Here is a 24,526-nt window from a genome sequence, read left to right as displayed (position 1 = left end):
ATTTTAAACTGATGTTGTAACAAATAGCCACGCTACGCATCCAACAATAACACATTGTTAAACCAATAAACTGGCCGATATGAAATGGAACTTAAACTTTAAGCGAAAAGCCGACCAAAACAAGCCTAAGAAAAGCAAAACCCGCGAATGGTTTGATGCCATTTTATTTGCTGTAGTGGCTTCAACCATTATCAGGGGTTTATTATTTTCTGCCTACGCTATACCTTCGGGTTCTATGGAGGGTACGCTTTTAACGGGCGATTACTTGTTTGTAAGCAAGTTTAACTATGGCCCGCGGATGCCTATTACCCCGGTATCAGTTCCGTTTTTAGAGGCACGCATCGGCGGCTTTAAAACTTACTGGGATGGCCTGCAATTGCCATACTATCGCCTCCCCGGTTTATCATCATTAAAAAAAGGCGATGTAGTTGTTTTCAATCTCCCCTCCGACAGCTTGAACGGACCGGTTGATATGAAAACCAATTACATTAAACGCTGCCAGGCCGAGCCCGGCGATGTATTAACCATAGTAAACTCGCAGGTTTATGTAAACGGAAAAGCTGCTAAAAATGCACCTAAGGCGCAAACATCATACGTAGTTTCTACAGATGGACAGGAGCTAAATCCGCAGGTTATTCACGATCTGCATATAGAAGTGTACCAGCAGTTAACCAACACCGATTTTATTATGATTATCCCGGTTGATAGCTATAATAGTTTTAAAAGCTACTCGGCTATCAAATCCATAAAGCCATACTTAGATCCGACTGGTCAATTTGACCCCGGAATATTTCCGCACAATGCCTTGTATAAATGGAACAATGATAATTTTGGCCCGCTAAAGCTCCCTAAAAAGGGTTGGAAGATCAGGCTTAATGATTCAACCGTGGCATTATATAGCCGTGCGATCCAAAACTACGAAGGCAACAAGCTTACGCACGTTGGGAATAACTACTTCGTTAACGGAGCCAAAGCCGACACCTATACTTTTAAAGAAAACTACTATTGGATGATGGGCGACAACCGCCACAATTCAGAAGACTCGCGCGTATGGGGTTACGTACCGGAGCAAAACATAGTAGGCAAAGCAATGATCACCTGGATGAGCATTGACAGCACCGAGAATATTTTTAATAAAGTACGTTGGAGCAGGATTTTGAGGCCGATTGAATAGAGCGATTTAATAAATTTGTCATTGCGAGGGACGAAGCAATCTCGTAGCTATTCAAGTCGAATATACATTGGCGACGAGATTGCCACGCTATCGCTCGCAATGACAAATTGGGGGTTAATGACTTTATTTCAATACCAACACCGGCTGCGCTGCATCGTTATACAAACCTTCCGTAATACTATTATGCGTTAGGTTATAAAAGAAACTATGCTTGCCAGGCAAGGCGATGATCATGTTAGCATTATTCTCATTTGCAAAAGTAGTTATACCGTGCAAAATATCCCGGTCTTGCTCGTAGTAAACTTTGTGGTCGAAGTTTTTAAGGATCTGCCCTAGCTTCTCTTCCACAATAGCCCGTTCTTCGTCCGTTTCGAAAGGGTTTTTAGAGGCATCAACATTAAGCACCAGCATTTCGGGATGAAACCAGTTGTAGCGGCTTTCGATAGCGCTAAGCAACTCCGTGTTTAATACAGTTTTAAAGTCTACAGCCAGTACCACTTTCTTAACCGGCTGGTGTTTATAATTAACCGGCACAATGAGCACCGACACGGTACTGGTGCGGGCTATATTAATCAACAGCTTGCTGATGCTGCTATGCTCTACGTAGGTATTGCCATCGCTGCCCGCTATGATCAGGTTGGGTTTTTCCTGCTCGTTAATCTGTTTAACAGAACGTACCAATGGATCTTCGGTAATAGCAACCTGCACCTTAACCTTATTATCAAGCCGGGCGGTCAAGGTATCGCAAAGCCCGTCGACCACAGCTTTTATGCGCGCGCGTTCGCGATCCATATCCTCCTGGCATAGCTGCACATAATCGGCAGAGGGAAGGAATTGCGTGTAAACGGAGGTGTAATAAGTAGACAGTAAAATAATACGGTCAACCGGTGCGTATTTGCAGAATTCGGCAGCATAATCGATTACATTCAGCGTAGTAGCGGATGAATCGACAGGTATTAAAACAGTTTTCATAGTATATATAGTTTACAGACAGTTAGTAGCCGGCCAAAACTATGGGAGGTTGCCAACCATCTTGTTTATTAATTGCAAACAAGTGGTAAGATCTTTAGTATCAATATCCTGCGTGGCTACAGTATACATTTCGGTAGCCCAGGGAAAAATTTGCGCTTTCAGCGCGTTAGCATCGTCGGTTAAATGAATCAGTTTGTTACGGCGGTCGTTGCCATCCTCTACCCTTTTCACCATGTTGCGCTTCACCAGGTTATCAATAAGATAGGTCATGCTCGATTTATCTTTCAGCGTAATGTCGGCAATCTCCTGCTGATTAATTCCGTCCTTGCGCCACAGGCATGATAATACTTCCAGCATCTCAAACGTGAGGTTAATGTTATGCTCTTTCATGCGCAGCTGTATGTTTTGCCGCGATTTATTTCGCATTTCCATCATTGCCCGTGCAAGCTCCATCGCCATATCTGCTTTACTTAACTCCGCCATACTTACAACAAGTTTTAATGAGCCGCATCTGCAAGGTTTACTTTGGCTTTGCTTGTTTTAATAAATATCAGAACAATAGGCACACAAACCAAAAACATTACGCCTACCCATAAAAATACATCCATATATGACAATAGGGTGGCTTGCTTATTCACCGCGCCATCGAGCATAGCGTAGGCAGTTTGCCGCGAGGTAAGGCTGTCCAGACCGTTATGACGCATACCGGCGGCCATTGAGGCTACCCGTTGTTGTACATTGATATCGTTAACGTTTAGATGCGAAACCAAAGTGCTGCGATGCACCTGCGTTTGCCGCGATACAAAGGTAGAGATGAGCGCCACCCCGAACGAGCCGCCTAATTGCCGCATCATACCCGAAAATGCTGCTCCCTGGCCAATCTCCGGCCCTTTTAGGGTAGACAGCGACATAGTACTTACCGGCACAGAAAGCAAGCCTAAACCAAAACCGCGGATAATTAGGATCCAGAAAAAATCGCCGCTGCTGGTGTGTGGGGTTAGTATGGTGTATGAGAGGTAGCTATAAATAAAGAAGATAACCATCCCCACCGCAATTAAATATTTCTGCGGGATCCCTTTTTGAATCAATATCGCAACTACCGGCATCATTACCGCTACAAACAAAGTACTCGGTAGTTGCAGCATACCCGATTGCTGGGCCGTCCAACCCAGGAGGGATTGGGTATAAAGCGGAATTACAAAAGTAGAACCAAACAAACCCAGGCCCATTATAAATGATAGTAAAACCCCAATACGTAGGTTCCCATTTTTAAGCACCCGCAGGTTTACAATTGGATATTTATAAGATAGCTCGCGCCAGATAAATAAAAACAAACCTAAAAATGCGGCGACGCACAAAACAATGATAGCGGTGCTGCTAAACCAATCGTCTTCCTGGCCTTTTTCTAAAACATATTGAAGTGACGATATGCCTACAGTTAATAAACCAATACCCCACCAATCAACCTGACTGGCAGGTCGCTTCTCTTCATACTGCGGGCTGCGAACATACTGTAAGGTTAACAGCGTAGCAATAATGCCTACGGGGATGTTAATGTAGAATATAAATGGCCAGGAGAAATTATCTACGATATATCCACCCAGTGGGGGCCCTAGCGTTGGGCCAACAATAACCCCGAGTGTGTAAATAGCCTGCGCCATTGCACGTTTTTCGGTAGGCCAGCTTTCGGTAATAATCGTTTGCGAGGTTACCAGCAATGCGCCGCCTCCCATGCCCTGTATAAAGCGAAAGATTACTAACTCCCAGATATTATGTGCGTTACCGCATAGAAACGAACAAATTGTAAATATTACAACCGAAGCTGCAAAATAATTACGCCTGCCAAATTGCTGCGATAACCAGCTCGTCATGGGCACAATGATCACATTGGCAAGCGAATATGCGGTAATTACCCAACTAATTTCGTTAAGTGTTGCACCAAGGTTACCCCTCATATCATTAAGTGCTACGTTAACAATAGTGGTATCGATAATTTCTAAAAGGGCACAAAAAACGGCTGTTATGGTGATGATGATCCGCCGCGGGCCATATTCAACTAAAGATTGGGCTTGCATTTAATATCAGGAAGTATAAAACAAAGTTAAATAATTGATAGTTTGATTTCAAACTAATTAATTTCAATTTTACATTCCAACCACATCAGTGCTAACTTACAGACTACCAGGTCCCCTACCCCTAAAAAAACTTAAAATAACGTTAAATAATTTCACTAGTAGTAAAATCAACGACATTAAGCCGATTTAAATATGTACCTTGCATACTTATTAAATACAATACAATGCAAAAAGAAGGAACAGTAAAGTTCTACGATACCACTAAAGGTTTCGGCTTTATTTCACAAAGCGAAAACAGAAATGATGTTTTTGTTCATTCAACTGGCTTAATCGACGAGATCCGTGAAAACGACAAAGTATCTTTCGATATCGAAGAAGGCAGAAAAGGACCAAATGCGGTAAATGTTAAAGTAATCTAAGAAATACTATAAATTTAATCGTGAGCACCTGCCTTTAAAGCAGGTGCTTTTTGTTTTTTAATAATTAAAACCCTTACAGTAAAATATGGCAAAATCCCAGGCAACCTTCATGAAAAAGCAACTCGAAAAAAATCGTCAGAAAAAGAAAGAGGATAAAGAGTACCGTAAACAACAACGGAAGGAAAACGCTTCAGGAGGAGATCTGGATAGCATGATGGCTTATGTTAATGAATTCGGCGAAATTGTATCAACTCCACCCGATACCAAAACCAACAACACAACAGATAAATAGCATTTATCTTCCCATAAAAATCCAATAGTATACCCAATCCGGTTAACTATTGGATTTTATTTTCTATCTCCATCCTCCCCTTTCATGTGTTAAAATAGTACAACAATTTGTTTGTTTATTATATAAGCAAACAGATTTTACATGCCTACTTTTAGGGTCAAAAGTTTGTATACCTGTTTAATTTTTAGCAGGCAACCAATTGTACCGTTATCATCATGAAAATTAAAATCCCGGGCATAATGCTCTGCGCTGTTTTGGCAGGCTCGTCGTTAAACGGCGTATATGCCCAAACCAAACCTGTTAATACCGATGCCAAAATCTCGGCCATTATTAAGAAACTCACACTCGAAGAAAAAATTGCGATGGTGCATGCCAACGGCCTGTTTTCATCTGCCGGGGTAAAACGCCTGGGCATTCCTAATTTGGTGAGCGATGATGGCCCGCTGGGTGTTCGCGAAGAGGTTAAACCAGGATGGGGATCAGCTAATTTGAAAACCGACTCTGCTACATTTTTTCCTAACGGATCGGCCCTGGCTGCAACCTGGAACCCCGATCTGGCTTATCGTTATGGACATGATATGGGCGAAGAAGCCCGCGCCCGTAATAAACAAGTAATGTTGGCCCCGGCGTTTAACATTGCACGTACTCCTTTATGTGGCCGCACTTACGAATATTATTCTGAAGACCCTTTCCTGAACGCACGCTTAGCCGTTGCATCTGTCAAAGGCATCCAAAGCCAGCATGTGGCAGCCTGCGTAAAGCACTACGCTGTAAACAACCAGGAGGTTGAGCGTGGCCGCGTTAACGTTGAGGTTGACGAACGTGCATTGCGCGAAATTTACCTGCCAGCTTTTAAGGCTTCTATTACAGAGGGGGAGGCATGGACCATCATGTCGGCCTATAACAAACTGCGCGGTGTTTACTGCTCAGAAAATGATTACCTGCTTAATCAGATCTTAAAAGGTGAATGGGAATTTAAAGGCCTGGTAATGAGCGACTGGGGCGGTACGCACAGCACGGTAGCCGCAGCCAACAATGGCCTCGACCTGGAAATGGGCTCCGGCGAAAAATATGATACTTACTACTTTGCCAAACCATTACTGGATTCTGTAAAAGCTGGAAAAGTTAGCGTAAAAGTGATAGACGAAAAAGTACGCCGTGTTTTATGGGTAATGTATAAAACTTCTTTAAGCAGCAACCAACCTAAAGGTAGCATTGCTACTCCGGAGCATGGCAAAACTGCCTACGATATCGCATCAGAATCAATTGTATTATTAAAGAACGACAAACACCTGTTGCCGCTAAATACATCGAACATAAAAAGCATTGCCGTAATTGGCGATAACGCTACCCATACATTTCACCTGGGTGGCTTTGGCGCTGGTGTAAAAGCTAAATATGAGATAAACGCCCTGGCTGGTTTAAAGAATCGTTTGGGTGGCATCGTTAACATTAAATTTGCGCAAGGTTATTGGGGTAAATATGCCGAACCTTCGCCTGCTAACCACAACGGCGACGATTTTAACAAATCAGACCCTGCCTTGGTGGACGAAGCTGTAGCTGCAGCAAAGTCTACCGACATGGCTATCCTTTTTGTAGGCGCTAACCGCGACTACGAAAGCGAAGGCCGCGACCGTAAAGACCTGAGCCTGCCATTTGGCGAGCAAACCCTTATCGACGCCGTTACTGCCGCCAACCCTAACACCATTGTAGTGGTAGTTGGTGGTGCACCTTATGACATTGGCGAGATCAAGAAGAATAACCATACCATTGTATGGTCGTGGTATAACGGCTCCGAAAACGGTAACGCACTGGCCGACGTTTTAACTGGTAAAATCAACCCATCTGGCAAGTTGCCATTTACCTTCCCGGCTTCATTAAGCCAGTCGCCTGCACATGCATTGGGTGCCTATCCTGGCCAAAACCTGCAAGTTGAGTATAAAGAAGGTATTTTAGTTGGTTATCGCTGGTTCGATACCAAAAAGATCGAGCCCTTATATTGCTTCGGCTATGGCTTATCATACACCAATTATAAATATGATGATTTGCATACCGATAAAACCGTTTATACCGCTGATGACAACATTACCGCAAGCATCGAGGTAAAAAATGCCGGCAAAGTTAATGGTAAAGAAACCGTTCAACTGTATGTCAACAAATCTGGTTCTAAAGTTGAGCGCGCCGAAAAAGAGCTTAAAGCATTCAAGAAAGTTTACGTAGCAGCGGGTCAGGCTGTAACCATCAAACTCAAGATTCCGGTAAAGAATCTTGCTTATTTTGATGACTCTACAAAAAAATGGATTGTAGAACCCGGCAAATACAAATTACTGGCCGGTACTTCATCACGGGATATTAAACAAACCGCAAATATTACTATCAACTAATATCATAATCAATTAAATCTCAATCTCTCTCAACTAAGCCTTTCAGTTATTACTGAGAGGCTTTTTTATACCTGTATGTTGCCAACAGGTCAAATTAAACAGAGTTGCTATTGCAATATTTTATTAAAGAATATATATTATAGCTTTGTAATCATACCCTCGAAAATACATGTTATCTGAACCCTCATATTTGGCCGCCCGCATGGTGGCTTCTACTATAGAATCGCACTTTGCAATGCACCTTACCGAGGCGCGCAAAATGGGTAAAACAAATCTGGCCAGCGACCCACCAGTATATATCATCGAAGCAATTATCGATACTGCATTTTGGGCAAGTTTACAGCGCGAGGAAGGGCATTCGCCTAAAGTTTCTATAGCTTATTTAAGTCCCGAGCAGGCGGACCGACCGCTGAACTTTGGCCGTAAGTTGAGATTAACACCGCATAACCTCAACAAACTTTCGCCCGCGGTAGAAAACCCGGGGATCCATTTAGCCGTTTGGAACGACGGCGACGACGCTTATATATGGGGTACTACACACGGCATACCACATATTTGCTTTGTGATCGAAGTTATCGAACCGGGGCTGGTAGTTATTAAACACAGCCGCATTGATGGTTTTGGTAAGTTTGTAAACATAGCCATATTAAAAGGCGACAAGATTAAAATAGTAGATGAAACCAACTCGGGCATGTCCGATTGCCCGGATCTGCTGGCTTCGCTATTAGGGATGCCGCTTCCATCCTTCTTATCTAACTCAGTAAATGTTTGGGTAGAACTGGCCGCATCCATGCAAAAGCATCACCGTGGAGGTATCGTGCTCCTGGTGCCTTCAAATTCCGACGAGTGGCGCAAATCCATTGTGCAACCTATTGGTTATCCGGTAATACCGGCCTATACAGTAATAAGCGAATTAATTGCGCAGGATTCTATTTTCAGAAAAACACTGGAATGGCAGGAACGCCTGTTACAAGCCATTGACATTATAGGCGGCTTTACAGCTGTAGATGGCGCCACTGTTTTAACCCAAAATCACGAACTGCTAGCCTTTGGCGCTAAAATTACCCGGGCAGATGGCAGCGTACCCGTTGAGGAGATTGTGGTTACCGAACCAACGATCGACTCAACACCATGCCGCATGCATCCAGCGCAGAACGGAGGCACCCGCCATTTGGCAGCAGCCCAATTTGTACACGATCAGCACGATGCCATAGCACTTGTAGCTTCACAGGATGGCAACTTTACCATATTTGCCTGGAGCAATAAACTAAAAACGGTGCATGCGCACCGTATAGATATTTTGTTGTTGTAAAAGAATATTAATCAACTTAGGAGCTATAGCCTAATCCATAGCCGGCATACCATAGGCAATCCATTCTTCTTTTGATGGGCCGTATAAACCAGGCACAGGCAAACCAACCATTCGCATAATAATGGTCATCTGGCTGCGGTGATGTGCTTCGTGGGCGATGAGGATGGATAGGATATTACCCTTCTTCCAGTTCTCGTTATACATCGGCACCTCTTCTTCTAATGATGAGTCGGTCCATTTACCGGGGACGGTTTGGGCCAATAAAGCACTGTTGCGTTTGTAAGCTTCTATAACCTCGGCAAGGGTGGCGGGTATAGGCTGATGTTCCAGTGGGTCGCTGTCAAACAGGCCGGCGCGGGTACCCATTTCGGTAATAGTTTGGGTAATGTGCCAGGCCAGACGTTCGAGCGAGCGAACACCCTCGTTTATTTTTTGCGACTTGGTTTCTTCAGTTATCTCAGAAAAAATTTTGACAGTGTTACTTTCCTCATTTTTCCAATCGTTGAGAAAATCCTGAATGTGACGGTACATAGAGCGTTAAATAATTTAATTACAAAGATTAAAAAAAGCTTCGAAGCATAAGCATGTTATTTTTAAACATTGATGTTTGAACTTTAAATCAAAATACAAATTATTATACCTATATTTCTTTCTTTACATTTGCACGTTGTTATAAATACTAATGCTGTCGAAAAAAACCAAATACGCTATTAAAGCGCTGGTAATTCTGGGTAAAAATGCAGATCAGCCCCCTATGCAGATCTCTAAGATTGCAGAGCTTGAACGAATACCCAAAAAATTCCTGGAACAAATACTCCTGGAGTTGCGCAACTCGGGCTTCCTGTACAGCAAAAAAGGTGCAGGCGGCGGCTACAGCCTCAACAAAGATCCTAAAGACATTTACCTGGTAAGCATTATGCGGATTACCGATGGCCCTATTGCCATGGTGCCCTGTGCCAGTTTAAATTTCTACCATCGTTGCGACGAGTGCCATCAGGAAACCACTTGTGGTATCAGGGATGTATTTATCGAGGTTAGGGACGCCACGCTGAAAATTCTTTCGGAAACCAGTATTGCTGATATCATAGCACGCGAAAGCGGGCTTTCCCTCATCCAATAAAAAAAGTCATCTCAAAACCATTTCGTAAAATTTTCAAATAAATACTACTTATTCCGTATAGTATATATATATTTGGGGTACAACAACGATGACAAATAACTATACAATAATGTGCGCCATGATTTATTGCTGTATTAACAAGCGATAACACAGGCTGTTGCTGTATAATTTAGAAAATACACGCCCCTTCAGCCGCAGCCGAAGGGGCATTTTTATAACAACATAATTTGCAAACATGCAAAGTTTTAGAACAGAGCTGGAAAACCCGATAGTAGAGAAAGATATTATAGATCTGGAACGGAAGATCCGTGCCTTCCGTGAGGGTAAGATACATGACGAAAAATTCCGCAGCCTGCGGTTGGCACGCGGTGTTTATGGCCAGCGTCAGCCGGGTGTGCAAATGGTGCGTATTAAGCTGCCATTTGGTAAGGTTACCTTTAAGCAATTGCTGCGTATTGCCGATATATCTGACGAGTATGGCAGCAGCAACCTGCACTTAACCACCCGCCAGGATATCCAGATCCACTATGTTAGTCTCGACCGTACCCCGCAACTTTGGGCTGAGTTAGAGCAAGACGATATCACCCTGCGCGAAGCCTGCGGTAACACCGTACGCAACGTAACGGCATCGGCTAATTCAGGAATCGACCCGCAGGAGCCTTTCGATGTATCGCCTTACGCACATGCTACATTCGAATACTTTTTGCGTAACCCAATCTGTCAGGATATGGGCCGTAAGTTTAAGATCTCATTTTCGTCGAGCGAAGCCGATACGGCTTTCTCTTATATCCACGATCTTGGCTTTATTCCGAAACTGAAAGAAGACGGCAGCCGCGGTTTCAAAGTATTATTAGGCGGCGGCCTTGGTGCCCAGCCTGCTATTGCAAATGCGGTAGAAGAATTTTTGCCAGAAGATGAACTGATCCCTTATATCGAAGCTATCATCCGAGTGTTTGATCGTAACGGCGAGCGCAATAACCGTAATAAAGCCCGGATGAAATTCCTGGTGCAAAAGATCGGATTGGATGAATTATTGCGATTAGCGGCTATCGAAAAGACAGCCAACAAAGTAAAAAGCTTTAAGGTAAACCGCGATGCGATCGCTCAGCCGGAAGCACCTCAACCAGTTGAAAACCCGTTAGCGGTAGAAGACCTGAAAAATCCGCTTCGTTACGAGCAATGGTTAGCTACCAACGTTTTTGAACAAAAACAAACAGGTTTTTACGGCGTATTTGTAAAAGTACCTGTAGGCGATATCCATTCGGATGTGGCACGCAAGTTTGTAGATGCTATCCGCCCTTATGTGGCCGATGAGATCAGGGTTACGCAGAATCAAGGCTTGTTATTAAAATATGCCCGTAAAGAATCTCTGCCTACCTTGTATGAAGCATTGGAAAGCATAGAACTGGCCGCGCCAGGCTTCGATAGCGTTGCGGATGTTACCACTTGCCCTGGTACCGACACCTGTAACCTGGGCATCTCCAACAGTATGACCTTATCTAAGGTGCTGGAAGACGTGATCTACAACGAATATGAAGACCTGATCTATAACCGCGAAATTAAGATTAAGATCAGCGGTTGTATGAACTCATGCGGTCAGCATGGTTTGGCGCATATTGGTTTTCATGGCAGTTCACTAAAAGCGGGCAAAAGCGTGTTGCCGTCAGTGCAGGTGTTATTAGGCGGTGGCACAGTTGGCGATGGCTACGGTCGCGCAGCAGATAAAGTAATTAAAGTACCCGCCAAACGTGCTACGCATGTTTTAAGAGCGGTTTTGGATGATTACAAACAGAACTCTATTGCAGACGAAACCTTCCACGCTTACTACGATCGTTTCGGTAAAGACTATTTCTACCAGTTATTAAAACCGTTGGCCGACTTAACCACCCTTACCGACGATGAGTTTGTAGACTGGGGCCACGTAGAAACTTTTGCAACCGCCATTGGCGTAGGCGAATGTGCCGGTGTGGTTATAGATTTAGTGGCTACCCTGCTTTTCGAAACAGACGAAAAATTAGGCTGGGCAAACGAAGCCTATAATGAAGGCCGTTGGGCCGATGCTATTTATCATAGCTACAACACCATGATAAGTGCAGCCAAGGCTTTACTGCTTCAAAAAAACGTTAACAGCAGTACGCAAACCGGTATAATCAAAGAGTTCGACGCTAATTATGTTGACACTAAAGAAATAGAATTAAGCAGCAGCTTTAACGAGCTGGTATTACAGATCAATCAAAACGAACCATCTGAAGAATTTGCAACCCGCTACTTAGCAGAGGCAACTGCATTTTTAGAAGGCGTAAAATTAAAAAGAGAGGCATTAGTATAATCATGATACAAACACAAATTAAAACCACCGTTAAAGAACCACGTATTACACTGGTGGGCGCTGGCCCGGGCGATGCAGACCTGATAACAGTAAAAGGTATTAAAGCCCTGCAAACTGCCGATGTGGTATTATATGATGCCTTGGTAAACGACGAGCTTTTGGATTTCGCTCCTGCTCACGCACAAAAAATATATGTAGGCAAACGCTCTGGCGACCACTCTTACTCTCAAGATGCTGTTAATAAACTGATGGTAGACTACGCCATTAACTACGGGCACGTGGTGCGCCTAAAAGGCGGCGATCCATTTGTATTCGGCCGTGGTTATGAGGAGTTGGATCATGCCGCGTCGTACAGCATCCCGGCGCAGGTTATTCCGGGTATTTCGAGTTCTATCTCGGTACCGGGTCTGCAGCAGATTCCCGTTACACACCGTGGTTTAAGCGAAAGCTTTTGGGTGGTTACAGGTACTACCGCCGATGGCCGCATCTCCAACGATCTGTATGAGGCAGCCCGAACTAAAGCAACTGTAGTTGTATTGATGGGCATCCACAAACTGGCCGAAATTACAGAGATCTACAAAAAAGAAGGCAAAGGCAAATTACCTGTTGCGGTAATACAAAGCGGGTCGACCAAAGAAGAAAAGGTAGCTATTGGCGTTGTAAACACCATAGTTGAGGTTGCCGAAGAAAATAAGATCAGCTCGCCAGCTTTAATAGTTTTGGGCGATGTAGTATCGCTGCATCCTAAGTTTCAACCGATAAGGGAGTTTTATGACATCGTTGCCCAGGAATAATAACTCGAGCACATTGAGCGAAGAAAAAACAGAGACCGGTAATCAGCTATTCCCTGTTTTTTTAAAGCTGAATGAATTGCATACCGTACTGGTTGGCGCCGGAAACGTTGGTTTAGAAAAACTAACTGCCCTGCTTAACAACAGCCCGGCTGCAAAGGTAACTGTTATTGCCCTTAAGGTTTCGACAGAGGTATACCAATTGGCTATTGAAAACACCACGGTTACCATCCGCGAAAAGCAATTTGAGGAACAAGACCTTGACGGTGCCGATCTGGTTATAGCCGCTACGGATGATAGCGTGTTAAACAATTATATCCGCCAGGCTGCACATGAGCGTAAGTTATTGATCAACGTGGCCGATAAACCTTCGCTATGCGATTTCTACCTTGGTTCTATCGTACAAAAGGGCGACTTAAAAATCGCCATATCAACCAACGGCAAATCGCCAACTGTTGCTAAACGTCTTAAAGAAGTTTTAAACGAAGGACTTCCCGAAGAAATTGATACTACCCTGCAACAGCTAAGCACCCTTCGCGATTCGCTTAAAGGCGATTTTACGGAGAAAGTAAAAAAGCTGAACGAGGTAACCTCCGTACTTGTAAAACCACAGTCGGAATTCAAAAACCTGTTCCGCTGGTTTATCTGGGGTACAATTGTAATATCTATTGCAATAGTAGTTTCCATTTTATGGTTCAGAGACCCCGAGTTTAAGGATTATGTGCAAGGTATAGACCCTATATTTTATTATTTTTTAGGTGCCGGATTCTTATTCGCATTTATAGATGGCGCCATCGGCATGTCGTACGGCGTTACTTCAACTACCTTTTCCTTATCAATGGGCATCCCTCCAGCTACCGCCAGCATGGGTGTGCATTTATCGGAGATTATGAGTAACGGTATTGCAGGCTGGATGCACTATCGCATGAACAATATTAACTGGAAACTATTCTGGCTATTGCTTTTCCCAGGTATCGTTGGTGCAGTTACAGGAGCGTACCTCATTTCATCGTTAGAGCATTATGCACAATATACCAAGCCAGTGGTATCGGTATATACGCTCATTTTAGGTGTTGTCATCTTCCGCAAGGCTTTAGATTTAAAAGCTAAAAGAACATCAGGTAAGATCAAAAACATCCGGTTCCTGGGTCTGGGTGGCGGTTTTATTGATGCCGTTGGAGGCGGCGGTTGGGGCTCCATTGTGTTGTCATCGTTGATAGCCGGTGGCCGTAGTCCCCGCTTTTCATTGGGTACGGTAAAATTATCGAGGTTTTTTATCGCCTTAACGGGTTCGCTTACTTTTATGAGTTTGTTAAGCGGCACGCGCTGGGCAGCGGTTCTTGGGTTGGTATTGGGTGCTGCATTGGCCTCTCCTATCGCTGCAAGAATTTCTAATAAGATTTCAACCAAAGCCATTATGATGTCGGTATCTATCATTGTAATATTGATCAGTATCCGCAGCATCGTCAATTTCGTATTAAAGGTATTTTAAGGAAATGAGCAAAGTTCTCGAACATATAAAACAACATACCGAAGGTCTTAGCCCTGTGGAAGCCTTAGCCAAATTGGCTGAACTCTTTCCAGGTGAGATCATCTTTTCTACAAGTTTTGGCTGGGAAGATCAGGCCATTACACACATGATCTTCAAAAACAACCTGCCTATTAAGGTATTCACTTTAGAAACCGGCAGGCTGTTCCCCGAAACTTATTACGTTTGGAACCGTACGCTCGAAATGTATGGCAAACCCATCCACGCTTACTATCCGCAGCATGAAGCGCTGCAGCGCATGGTAGATGCTAAAGGGCCAAACTCATTCTACGAATCTGTTGACAATCGTAAGGAATGCTGTAACATCCGCAAGATAGAGCCATTAAAACGTGCATTGACTGGTAATAAGCTGTGGATCACTGGCATCCGTGCCGAACAATCTGCCAACCGCCAGTTTATGGAACCTATGGAGTGGGACGAATCGAACCAGATCGTCAAATTCCATCCTATTTATAATTGGACATTGGATGACGTAAAGGAATACATCAACGTAAATAATATCCCATATAACGTACTACATGATCGGGGTTTCCCGAGCATTGGCTGCGCGCCATGTACGCGTGCTGTACAACCCGGCGAAGATTTTCGCGCCGGACGCTGGTGGTGGGAAGATCAATCGAAAAAAGAATGCGGCCTGCATGTAGGCCATGATAATAATTTAATAACAAATGAGTAAGTACAACCTGGATTACCTGGACGAGCTTGAGGCAGAGGCAATCTATATTTTACGTGAGGTTGCAGGCCAGTTTGAAAAACCTGCGCTGTTATTTTCAGGAGGTAAAGATTCTATAACACTGGTACACCTGGCCATGAAAGCATTTCGCCCGGGAAAATTTCCTTTTCCACTGGTGCATATCGATACCGGCCATAACTTTCAGGAAACGATAGACTACCGTGACGATATGATTAAACGTATTGGTGAAAAGCTGATAGTTGGTTATGTGCAGGAAGATATCGATAACGGTAATGTGATTGAACAAAAGGGTAAAAACGCAAGCCGCAATGCATTGCAAACCGTTACGCTTTTAAATACCATTGCTAAACACCAGTTTGATGCTTGCATCGGTGGTGCCCGTAGAGACGAAGAAAAAGCACGTGCTAAGGAGCGGATTTTTTCGGTACGCGATGAGTTTGGTCAATGGGATCCCAAACGCCAACGCCCGGAGCTTTGGAACATCTTCAATGGTAAAATTCACAAAGGCGAAAACGTACGTGTATTCCCGATCAGTAACTGGACAGAGCTGGACGTATGGAATTATATACGCCGCGAAAATATCCCGTTACCTACTATTTACTTCGCGCACCAACGCGATTGCATTACCCGCAATGGCCAGCTAATGGCTGCATCTGAGTTTTTGAACATGGATAGCGATGATGTAATTGAAAACCGCAACGTGCGTTTCCGCACCGTAGGCGACATGACCTGTACCGCCGCTGTAGAATCATACGCATTTGAAATTGACGATATTATTAACGAAATAAGTGCCTCTAAAATAAGCGAACGTGGCGCACGCATGGACGACAAGGTATCTGAAGCTGCCATGGAAGACCGCAAGAAAGGAGGCTATTTTTAATGGAAATACTAAAATTTATAACCGCAGGCAGTGTCGACGATGGCAAGAGCACACTAATTGGCCGATTGCTTTATGATAGCGAGTCTATCCTGGCCGACCAACTGGAAGCCCTACAGGCATCGAACCGTAAAAACGACGACGGCACCATTGACCTGGCGATCTTAACCGATGGCCTCAAGGCCGAACGCGAGCAGGGTATCACCATAGATGTTGCTTACAAATACTTTCAAACGGAGAAACGCAAGTTTATTATTGCCGATGCCCCAGGCCATATCCAGTATACCCGTAACATGGTTACCGGCGCATCTAACTCCAACCTGGCTATTATCCTTATAGATGCCCGCAAAGGCGTTATTGAGCAAACCATTCGCCATTCGTTTTTGGTATCATTGCTGGGCCTGCCCCAGGTAGTGGTGGCTGTAAATAAGATGGACATGGTTGATTTTAGCGAAGAGCGATTTAATACCATTGTTAAAGATTATCAGCAACTGGCAGCAAAGGTTGGCTTGCAAAATGTAACCTACATTCCGGTTAGTGCGCTTAAAGGCGATAACATTGTTAATCCATCGCAAAATATGGGATGGTATAGTGGTAAAAGCCTTTTAGACCATTTGGAAACTGTCGAAATAGCTATTGACGCGGCCGCAACGCATGCCTATTTACCGGTACAATGGGTGGTTCGCCCGCAAACGGATGAACTGCACGATTATCGTGGCTATGCCGGTCGTATTTTAAGCGGATCGTTGCGGGTAAACGATAAGGTAACTGTTTTGCCATCGGGCTTTACCTCTACTGTAGAACACATCGATTTATTAGATCAGCAATTTGAAGAAGCGGGTGCAGGCCTTTCTGTAACCGTTAGACTAAAGGATGATATCGACATTAGTCGCGGAGATATATTAGTTAGCAGCGCCCTGAAACCTCAGGTATCGCAATTGATAGAGGCAGACCTGTGCTGGATGGATACCCGTGCTTTGGATACCTCGCTTACTTATCTAATTCAGCATAACAGTAAGGTTACCAAGTGCCGCATACAAGAGGTATTGTACAAAGTAAACATCAATACCCTCGACAAAGAGTACGAAGAAGAATTTAAACTAAATGACATCGGCCGCATTATCATTAAAACTGCTGAACCATTGGTATTCGATTTGTATCAAAACAATAAAAACAGCGGCGGCGCTATTATTATAGATAGCCGCAGCAATGTAACTGTGGGAGCTTTGATGCTGCGTGCCGCGGTAGATTAAGACCTCTCCCTAACCATCTTCGAAAGAGAAGAAACATAAGAGTTTTTCTAAATCACAATCCATCACTCTAAAACAAAAAGACCGCCGATAAATATCGAGCGGTCTTTTTGTTGGAACCTCTCCCCAGCCCTCTCCAGAAGAGAGGGAGCAAAACTAAAACGTCATTGCGGTACGAAGCTTTGTCAGGCTGAGGCTCTCGAAGCCCCAAACTATACAGAGCGGCTCTGCTTATCGGGGATTGCTTTCCCGATTGCTATCGGGACGGGCTGTTCCTCGTAAGGACGCCGGTTATTTTACTCTTTGCGAATGTCCACTTTCCTCCTCCTTCGGGGAGACCGGGAGAGGATTACTTACTCAACAACCCATCCAATGTAATTGATGCGTAATACATGCCGCCAATGGTTGGGCCACCGGCATATTGTATGTAGCGTTTATTTAGCAAATCGGTAGCGCCAAACTTAAAGCTGGCATAGTATCTTGGCACACGCAGGGTAACCTGGGCATCAAGCGTACCAATGGCAGGCACGTTGCCTGTAACCAGTGGGCTTTCCCACAGAAAAGCTTCCTGCCATTTGTATACTACGTTAAAGCCTACGTTTTTAAATACCTCGCGGTTACCGAATGATATATTGCTCGACCACTCTGGCGTATTAAACCCTGTAAGGAATATATCCGAACTAGTTTGAGCCTTCAATTTATTAAAGCTCACGTTGCCCGAAATTGTATACCTTCTATAAAAGTTGTAGCTAAGCGCAGCCGACGATCCGTAGTTATTATAAATGTTTTTAGCATTGGTGTATACGCGGTAGCGGCTTTGTCCCTGGCTTGCAGCGTTTGTTGCCGTGGCGGTTGTAGGGTCGCGGTTAATGTCGAGCATGGCTAATACGGCTGCATCGGTTCCTACGGTCGTTCCGTTAGGTACGTAAACCTGTATCTGACCTAAAAAGCCGTCGTAGCGGTTGGCATAGGCATCTATATCCAAAAACACCTTACTGTCCGCAAAAATCCCCTTATAGCCTACCTCAAATGAAGTAATCTTTTCAGGGCGTGCTTTCGGCAGATCAGCCACTTCTAATAGGTTTCTGTTGGCCAGGGCCGTGGCATCAGTACCACTAGCCGCTCCTGGCGCGGCTTTCACAGCTGCATTAAATGCAGCAACCGAAGCCTGGGTATAACTGTTGCCTAAATAGCCTAAGCCATCATTAATAAACGGCAAGCTACCTACACGTTTAACACGCCCATTGTTTACGTAAGATAATGCTTCAAACAACGACGGGAAGCGGTAACCGTTCTGAAATGTAAACCTGAAATTATGATTCTCATTTGCCGAATAAACTGCAGCTAAACGCGGTGTAAATTTCGGGTCGAAGTACGGGTTATAGTCACCACGGATAGAACCGAATAATTTCAGCTTATCATCAAAAAACGTTTTGGTGATCTGTACAAAGCCGCCGTACTTTTTATAGTAAACATCATTACCAAAAGTACCGTCGGCCAGTGGTGTATTGCGGTCGTTTATCGGGCGGCTAAAGTCAACAAAGTTATTACCATCGGGGATGATCTGGTAAATGCGCACATCGCCACCCACCAAAAGATCAACAACCTTTACTTTGCTGGTTAAATCCCATTGCGCTTCTGCATTGTAAAAATGACTGCGCTGCCACAGAGCGGCACCACCGGTAACTGGTGCATTAGGCAACAAGCTCGATTTAATATCCCAGTTATTAATACCAATTATAGTCTGTTTTAAAGCATCAAAGGCAGGCGTACCAGGTTCTACCCTGCCAGCATCAGCAGCGGCACGTGCAACAGCATTTGCATCGGCTAGGTTGGCAGATGTTAAGCCACCGTGGGTGTTTCCATAAGCAGTTAATGCGTTTTTATAAGTAGTGCCCCAGGTTGCATTACTGGCGTGGTTAAGGTCGAGGTTATCGGCAAGGGGTTTTACGTTGTAAGAGTTGCCTGTATTTTCGATAGACTCATAAGCACGCACCAAAAAGTCCTTACCTTTTAACTCCACCTTATGGTTTTGTACACTTGCGCCATTTAACGAGATCTTGTTACCCCGCTGAAATACGCCATCGAGGTTACCATACCGGTAAGTATAAGACAATTGTAAACTTGGGGTGAATTTATATGCCAAGGTTCCATCAACTTTTAAGTTATGTACCTGTGGGTCAACCAAATCAACTTCGTTATAACCAGTACGGGCAACCGTAAGATTTGGGCGGGCAACACCATCAACCACAATACCTTTTATAGATACTGTATTACTGCCGGCCAATGCATCATCACCATATTTGTTCCACCCGTCATAGGCAGCATTATTTTTGCCGGTAAGCTCGGGGTAAGCCGGGTTAGCTGTTAAAAGGTTGCCAGGGTTTTGGTCTTTACGGGTGTCAGACTGCCAATCTTTACCCTGCATATAGCTGAAGTTAACTTTAAAAGCAAATTTATTGTTAAACGCTTTCGCAAAGCGGAAAGCATCCTCTGTTAAAAGACTCGCCCCAAGATTATCATTACCTACGTGGTTTAAACCAGTACGGTGGTAAAAGCTAAGCCCCTGGTACGTAAAAGGATCTTTAGTGAATAAGTTCGACAAACCGTTGATGGCATTAGTACCATATAATGCAGATGCCGCACCCGGCGTAATTTCTACACTGGCAATATCCAGTTCGGTTGGGCCAATGGCATTACCAAGCGGTACACCCAAAGTAGCCGATTGCAGATCTACACCATCTGCCAGTTGCATAAACCTAAAGTTATTGGGGCTGTTAAAACCGCGGGTATTAGGCACTTTAAGCGTAATACTGGTAGTGGTCATCTGCACGCCTTTAACGTTCTCTAAGGCGTCGTAAAAACTAGCACCGGGCGATTGCTTCAAAGCGTTGATAGTCAATTTTTCTATCGCTACCGGAGATTTAAGCAGCTTTTCTTCCCTTCGGGATGCGGTTACTACCACCTCGTTGGCTAACAAGTTTTGGGTAATGAGCTGGATGTTGAGCTGGCTGTTAACGTTTTTTATCTCGAATTCCTGAGGTTGAAAACCTACATAGGTAAACACCAGGGTATATGGAAATTTAACGTTGGTAGTCAGGCTAAATTTACCGTCTTTATCGCTCACGGTAGCGGTGTTGGTACTTTTGATCCGGATAGTTACACCGGCAAGCGGCTGATGCTGATCGTCGTCTACTTTACCACTAAGTACATAAGTACCATTGAGTTGCGCCGACGCAAAAGTGGGCAGTAAAACCATAAGTAGCCCAAGCAAACGTAAATACGTAGAAATTTTCATGAAGTGGGGGTATGTATTGTTGAGGATTTAGTTAATGATTATTGTTATACGGACGTGGAAGATCAGGTCAGCAACAACAGCAGCCATTTAGGCAAATGGGGTAAACGAGTACGTCGAAAAAGCTCCGATTAATATACATTGTCTATAGAATAAGTAGACAAAAATATTAATTTATATTTAGTATCAAATATTTTTGTCAAAAAATATAATTTATTGTGTTTATGGAGCTTAAAACTAAGTACATATTGCTAATATTGCCATTCAACACTTCCTCCTATCCATGGCTTTTAATTATCAACGTATCGTTATTAAAATTGGCTCTAATGTTTTAACCCAAAAAGATGGCCTGCCCGATGTCAACCGTATCAGCAACCTGGTGAAACAAATTGCGGCCATCCATGCCTCAGGTAAAGAAGTTATTCTGGTATCGTCGGGTGCTGTGGCTTCGGGCCGGAGTTTAATTACTTTGCCGGAGAAGGTAGATAATATTGCTGCACGCCAGTTATTGGCTTCCGTTGGGCAGGTAAAGCTTATTAATACCTACGCGCAATTATTAGAACAATACCAGATCCTTTGCTCACAAGTACTTGTTACCAAAGAAGATTTCCGCGACCGCACGCATTACCTCAACATGAAAAATTGCCTGGAGATATTGCTGCAGCACAAGGTATTGCCTATTGTTAATGAGAACGATGTGGTTTCGGTAACCGAGTTAATGTTTACCGATAACGACGAACTGGCCGGCCTTATCGCTTCTATGCTGAACGCTCAGGCATTGATCATCCTGAGTAATGTGGATGGTATTTATGACGGTGATCCTAAAATTCCCGGCTCGGCCTTACTGGAAGAGATCAGCAAATCGGATATGGATTTCTCGTCTTTTATCAGCTCGAGCAAATCGCAGTTTGGTCGTGGGGGAATGATCACCAAATCAACTATGTCGCAAAAAGTGGCAGCTTTGGGTATTGCAGTACACATTGCCAACGGCACTAAAGATGATATACTGACAGACCTTTTAGATAAAGATGTAAAACATACCCGCTTTATCCCTAATAAAAAGGCATCGGGCAAAAAGAAATGGATTGCGCATTCGGCTAATTACGCTACCGGTGTTGTTAGAGTAAATGATGGGGCGAAGACTGCCCTGACATCAAACCGGGCCACAAGTTTACTGCCTGTGGGTATCATAGATATTATGGAAGATTTTAAAAAGGGTGACATTATTAAACTGGTTGACGAGCAACAAAAGATCATCGGCCAGGGCATAGCCGAATACGGCGCCGATAAAGCCCGCGAACGCATCGGCAAGAAGCACGAAAAGCCGCTGGTGCATTACGACTACCTTTATTTACAAGCTTAAAGCATGAGTTACTCCCAATATTTTGAAAATGCGGTTATAGCAGGCCGCGCTATTGCAGGCCTTGCGCCTACTGTCATCAATCAGGTCTTGGTTGATGTGGCAGACGCAGCGGTTGGGCGGACTGAATTTTTATTGGCTGAAAATCAGAAAGACCTCAATCGCATGGACAAAAACGATCCGAAATACGATCGTTTAAAATTGACTGCCGAACGTATTGAAGGCATAGCTAACGAGATGCGCAATGTTGCAGCAATGGAAAATCCGCTGGGCGAAGTATTATCGAATGATATTTTACCCAATGGGTTAGACCTATCGAAGGTTCGGGTACCGCTTGGTGTTGTGGGCGTAATTTACGAGGCCCGCCCAAACGTTACTTTCGATGTATTTGCACTTTGCTTTAAAACAGGAAATGTTAGCGTTCTGAAAGGTGGCAGCGATGCCGACTTCTCTAACCAGGCTATTATCTCCATTATACACGGCGTACTTCAAAAGCACAATATCGACGTCAATGCTGCTACCCTATTACCAGCTGATCGTAGCGCAACCGAAGCTTTATTAAGTGCTGTTGGCTTTGTAGATGTGCTGATCCCACGTGGTAGCCAAAGCCTAATTAACTTTGTTCGTCAGCATAGCAAAATACCCGTTATAGAAACCGGTGCCGGTATTGTACATACTTATTTTGACGCTGATGCCGATCTGGAGAAAGGCCGGGACATTATCTTCAACGCTAAAACACGCAGAGTAAGCGTATGTAATGCGCTGGATTGTCTTATTATTGCCAGCAGTCGCTTAACCGATCTTCCTGAACTAACCAGAACATTGGGTGAAGCCTCTGTAGAAATCTTCGCTGATGAAGCATCTTACAAAGCCTTAACAGGCCACTACCCTACCAATTTATTGCAAAAAGCGAATGAAGAGCATTTCGGCACAGAGTTTCTGTCGATGAAAATGGCAATTAAAACAGTAGATACTTTCAACCAGGCATTGGATCATATTGCCCATCATAGCTCAAAGCATAGTGAAGCCATAATTTCGCAAACGCCGCAGCATATTGAAGACTTTTTAAATAAGGTTGATGCCGCTGCCGTTTATGTAAACGCTTCGACGGCCTTTACCGATGGTGCCCAGTTTGGTCTGGGTGCCGAAATTGGTATCAGCACACAAAAACTGCATGCTCGCGGTCCAATGGGGCTAAAAGAATTAACCAGCTATAAATGGATCGTAAAAGGCGATGGACAAACGCGTTGGCCTTAATAGAAAAAGCAGCACAAAATGTGCTGCTTTTTCTATTATAAAGAGATGTTGTTTTTAGAAAGCGTAAACAGCTGCAATCAGAAATTGCGAAGCTGATTGGGTAAGGCTATGGTCGCTTGCAGTAAACACCTTATCCTGGTTATGATCTAACCTTACTTCCGGGATTACGGTTAACGGACCTGCGTGGATATTTGCAGTAGCAGTTAAACCTGTAACCGATCTGCCTGGCGCAGGGCCTACAGTTAAATAATCGCCGCTTTTGGTTTTAAAGTACTCACCTCGTAAACCTAAGGTTACTATTGGAGATACAGCCAATTGAGGGTATAAAGCTACACCGCTAAAACCACCGCTTGTACCGCTAGGTGCTGAAAACGTAGCTGCGTTTAAGCCTAACTTAAATGCTGTAGTAATCTGATAGTTGGTAGTTAAGTCTACTTCGGTGCCCGATTCTGCTCCACCAATGAAGTTAAGATAGGCAGTCCAACCGGTAACAGGCACTACCATCAACTGTGCTCCAAAGGTGTTTACTTTCTTGGCCGACTGGTAGTAGTTCCACTTATCGTTAAATATACCGGCCATTAAGCTCACCTTATCCGAGAATGTGTAAGTAGCCTTTAAACCCGCATTTTGGAACGGACCGTTAGTGAACAGGTAAGAAGTTGAATAGTTGAAGTTACCAACCGGAGAGATTACTTCATAGCCAACAAAGGTCGACATGTAACCAGCGGTCATGTTTAACTTATCAGTCAGATCGTACGAAACATACAAATTCTGGATATGGAAACTGTTGTTAACCTCATCATAAGTACCGGCTGCGGTAGGTAAAGACTGTGCCTGACCACGTGGACCGAACGATAACTCGCCCAGAAATGAAGCCTTGCCTACTTTTTTCTTCAAGCCCACGTCTATCATACCTAATGATATGGAGTTTTGCTCATTGGCAAAACTGGTAGGTATGTTTACACGCGATTTAAGGCCAGAAAAATCGTATTTATAATAAGCGTCAACAGAACCAAAAACGGTAATCGGCGGAACTTCGGCCGGGGCAGCAACCTTGGTTGTGTCCTTCGTGTCCTGCGCCTGGGAAAGCAATGAAACAGAAGTTAGAAGTGATAGAAACAGTAATGATTTTTTCATATTGAATTGTTTAAAGGATTGTTTGTTTTAGATTGAAAGTCAAGTATTTATCAAATTTCCATTAGTTACAGTTTGGGCATAAGAATAGCTGCACGCCATTTAAGGCATGAAAAAACGCTTACGAAATTTTAAAACAGTATTAGGTAGAAATGCCGGTTAAATCTGGTTCGATAGTATGGGGGGCTGCACAAACCGGCTATTTGTTGCTTCGAAAAAATATACACACCTCGAAGCTAGTG

At 44.0% G+C, this 24,526-nt stretch carries 20 protein-coding genes; 14 read left to right on the top strand and 6 right to left on the bottom strand.

Annotated elements, in window-relative coordinates; genetic code table 11:
* Positions 1 to 79 precede the first annotated feature (79 nt).
* Complete coding sequence (gene lepB / locus GSY63_RS11420) at positions 80 to 1,174, top strand: signal peptidase I (protein ID WP_166585933.1); 1,095 nt, start codon at positions 80 to 82, stop codon at positions 1,172 to 1,174.
* 123 nt (positions 1,175 to 1,297) lie between these two features.
* Here lepB and GSY63_RS11415 read toward each other — a convergent pair whose 3' ends face one another.
* The 3 genes from GSY63_RS11415 to GSY63_RS11405 are packed head-to-tail and all read right to left on the bottom strand — an operon-like array spanning position 1,298 to position 4,221.
* Positions 1,298 to 2,146, bottom strand: a complete 849-nt coding sequence (locus GSY63_RS11415) for a universal stress protein (RefSeq protein WP_166585932.1) — start codon at positions 2,144 to 2,146, stop codon at positions 1,298 to 1,300.
* Positions 2,147 to 2,185: 39 nt separating this feature from the next.
* Positions 2,186 to 2,629, bottom strand: coding sequence for a MarR family winged helix-turn-helix transcriptional regulator (locus tag GSY63_RS11410; protein ID WP_166585931.1), 444 nt, complete (start codon positions 2,627 to 2,629; stop codon positions 2,186 to 2,188).
* Positions 2,630 to 2,643: 14 nt separating this feature from the next.
* Positions 2,644 to 4,221, bottom strand: coding sequence for a DHA2 family efflux MFS transporter permease subunit (locus GSY63_RS11405; protein WP_166585930.1), 1,578 nt, complete (start codon positions 4,219 to 4,221; stop codon positions 2,644 to 2,646).
* 224 nt (positions 4,222 to 4,445) lie between these two features.
* Between GSY63_RS11405 and GSY63_RS11400 the strand changes: the two genes are divergently transcribed.
* The 4 genes from GSY63_RS11400 to GSY63_RS11385 all read left to right on the top strand — a co-directional run bounded on the left by GSY63_RS11400 (position 4,446) and on the right by GSY63_RS11385 (position 8,628).
* Positions 4,446 to 4,640 carry a cold-shock protein gene (locus GSY63_RS11400; RefSeq protein ID WP_166585929.1) on the top strand — a complete coding sequence of 65 codons (195 nt, stop codon included), beginning with the start codon at positions 4,446 to 4,448 and terminating at the stop codon, positions 4,638 to 4,640.
* 85 nt (positions 4,641 to 4,725) lie between these two features.
* A complete protein-coding gene (locus GSY63_RS11395; protein ID WP_166585928.1) occupies positions 4,726 to 4,932 on the top strand; it encodes a hypothetical protein in 207 nt (68 codons plus the stop codon).
* Positions 4,933 to 5,147: 215 nt separating this feature from the next.
* Entirely contained in the window at positions 5,148 to 7,316 is a 2,169-nt protein-coding gene (locus tag GSY63_RS11390; RefSeq protein WP_166585927.1) for a beta-glucosidase, read from the top strand.
* A 169-nt stretch (positions 7,317 to 7,485) separates the two neighbouring features.
* A complete protein-coding gene (locus GSY63_RS11385; RefSeq protein ID WP_166585926.1) occupies positions 7,486 to 8,628 on the top strand; it encodes a putative sensor domain DACNV-containing protein in 1,143 nt (380 codons plus the stop codon).
* A gap of 30 nt (positions 8,629 to 8,658) precedes the next feature.
* On the opposite strand, the gene GSY63_RS11380 is transcribed toward GSY63_RS11385, so the two are convergent.
* A complete protein-coding gene (locus GSY63_RS11380) occupies positions 8,659 to 9,159 on the bottom strand; it encodes a DinB family protein (RefSeq protein ID WP_166585925.1) in 501 nt (166 codons plus the stop codon).
* A 151-nt stretch (positions 9,160 to 9,310) separates the two neighbouring features.
* Between GSY63_RS11380 and GSY63_RS11375 the strand changes: the two genes are divergently transcribed.
* The 7 genes from GSY63_RS11375 to GSY63_RS11345 all read left to right on the top strand — a co-directional run bounded on the left by GSY63_RS11375 (position 9,311) and on the right by GSY63_RS11345 (position 17,241).
* Entirely contained in the window at positions 9,311 to 9,748 is a 438-nt protein-coding gene (locus tag GSY63_RS11375; protein WP_166585924.1) for an RrF2 family transcriptional regulator, read from the top strand.
* 235 nt (positions 9,749 to 9,983) lie between these two features.
* Positions 9,984 to 12,077 (top strand): HEPN domain-containing protein, encoded by a 2,094-nt coding sequence (locus GSY63_RS11370; RefSeq protein WP_166585923.1) that lies wholly within the window; start codon positions 9,984 to 9,986, stop codon positions 12,075 to 12,077.
* Positions 12,078 to 12,079: 2 nt separating this feature from the next.
* On the top strand, positions 12,080 to 12,871 hold the full coding sequence (gene cobA, locus GSY63_RS11365; RefSeq protein ID WP_166585922.1) for a uroporphyrinogen-III C-methyltransferase: 792 nt from the start codon (positions 12,080 to 12,082) through the stop codon (positions 12,869 to 12,871).
* On the top strand, positions 12,849 to 14,360 hold the full coding sequence (locus GSY63_RS11360) for a TSUP family transporter (RefSeq protein ID WP_166585921.1): 1,512 nt from the start codon (positions 12,849 to 12,851) through the stop codon (positions 14,358 to 14,360). The genes cobA and GSY63_RS11360 overlap by 23 nt, the downstream gene beginning before the upstream one ends.
* Positions 14,361 to 14,364: 4 nt before the next feature.
* Entirely contained in the window at positions 14,365 to 15,093 is a 729-nt protein-coding gene (locus GSY63_RS11355; RefSeq protein WP_166585920.1) for a phosphoadenylyl-sulfate reductase, read from the top strand.
* A complete protein-coding gene (gene cysD / locus GSY63_RS11350; protein WP_208094521.1) occupies positions 15,086 to 15,991 on the top strand; it encodes a sulfate adenylyltransferase subunit CysD in 906 nt (301 codons plus the stop codon). Before GSY63_RS11355 ends, cysD begins: the two co-directional genes overlap by 8 nt.
* Positions 15,991 to 17,241, top strand: coding sequence for a sulfate adenylyltransferase subunit 1 (locus GSY63_RS11345; protein ID WP_166585919.1), 1,251 nt, complete (start codon positions 15,991 to 15,993; stop codon positions 17,239 to 17,241). The genes cysD and GSY63_RS11345 overlap by 1 nt, the downstream gene beginning before the upstream one ends.
* Before the next feature lie 346 nt (positions 17,242 to 17,587).
* Here the strand turns inward: GSY63_RS11345 and GSY63_RS11340 are convergent, their stop codons facing one another.
* Positions 17,588 to 20,536 carry a TonB-dependent receptor gene (locus GSY63_RS11340; RefSeq protein ID WP_166585918.1) on the bottom strand — a complete coding sequence of 983 codons (2,949 nt, stop codon included), beginning with the start codon at positions 20,534 to 20,536 and terminating at the stop codon, positions 17,588 to 17,590.
* Between the two features lie 280 nt (positions 20,537 to 20,816).
* Here GSY63_RS11340 and proB point away from each other — a divergent pair, with 280 nt between their 5' ends.
* Together proB and GSY63_RS11330 are read left to right on the top strand one after the other, a co-directional pair.
* Positions 20,817 to 21,896, top strand: a complete 1,080-nt coding sequence (proB, locus tag GSY63_RS11335) for a glutamate 5-kinase (RefSeq protein ID WP_166585917.1) — start codon at positions 20,817 to 20,819, stop codon at positions 21,894 to 21,896.
* A gap of 3 nt (positions 21,897 to 21,899) precedes the next feature.
* Positions 21,900 to 23,150, top strand: a complete 1,251-nt coding sequence (locus GSY63_RS11330; RefSeq protein WP_166585916.1) for a glutamate-5-semialdehyde dehydrogenase — start codon at positions 21,900 to 21,902, stop codon at positions 23,148 to 23,150.
* Positions 23,151 to 23,204: 54 nt separating this feature from the next.
* Here the strand turns inward: GSY63_RS11330 and GSY63_RS11325 are convergent, their stop codons facing one another.
* Positions 23,205 to 24,287: a porin gene (locus GSY63_RS11325; protein WP_166585915.1), complete on the bottom strand. Its 1,083-nt coding sequence runs from the start codon at positions 24,285 to 24,287 to the stop codon at positions 23,205 to 23,207.
* Positions 24,288 to 24,526: the final 239 nt, after the last annotated feature.

The sequence above is a fragment of the Mucilaginibacter agri genome, from assembly GCF_009928685.1.
In the GTDB taxonomy this organism is placed as follows: domain Bacteria; phylum Bacteroidota; class Bacteroidia; order Sphingobacteriales; family Sphingobacteriaceae; genus Mucilaginibacter; species Mucilaginibacter agri.
Note: the sequence above shows the minus strand (reverse complement) of the source record. Positions and strands in the feature narration are given on the sequence as shown.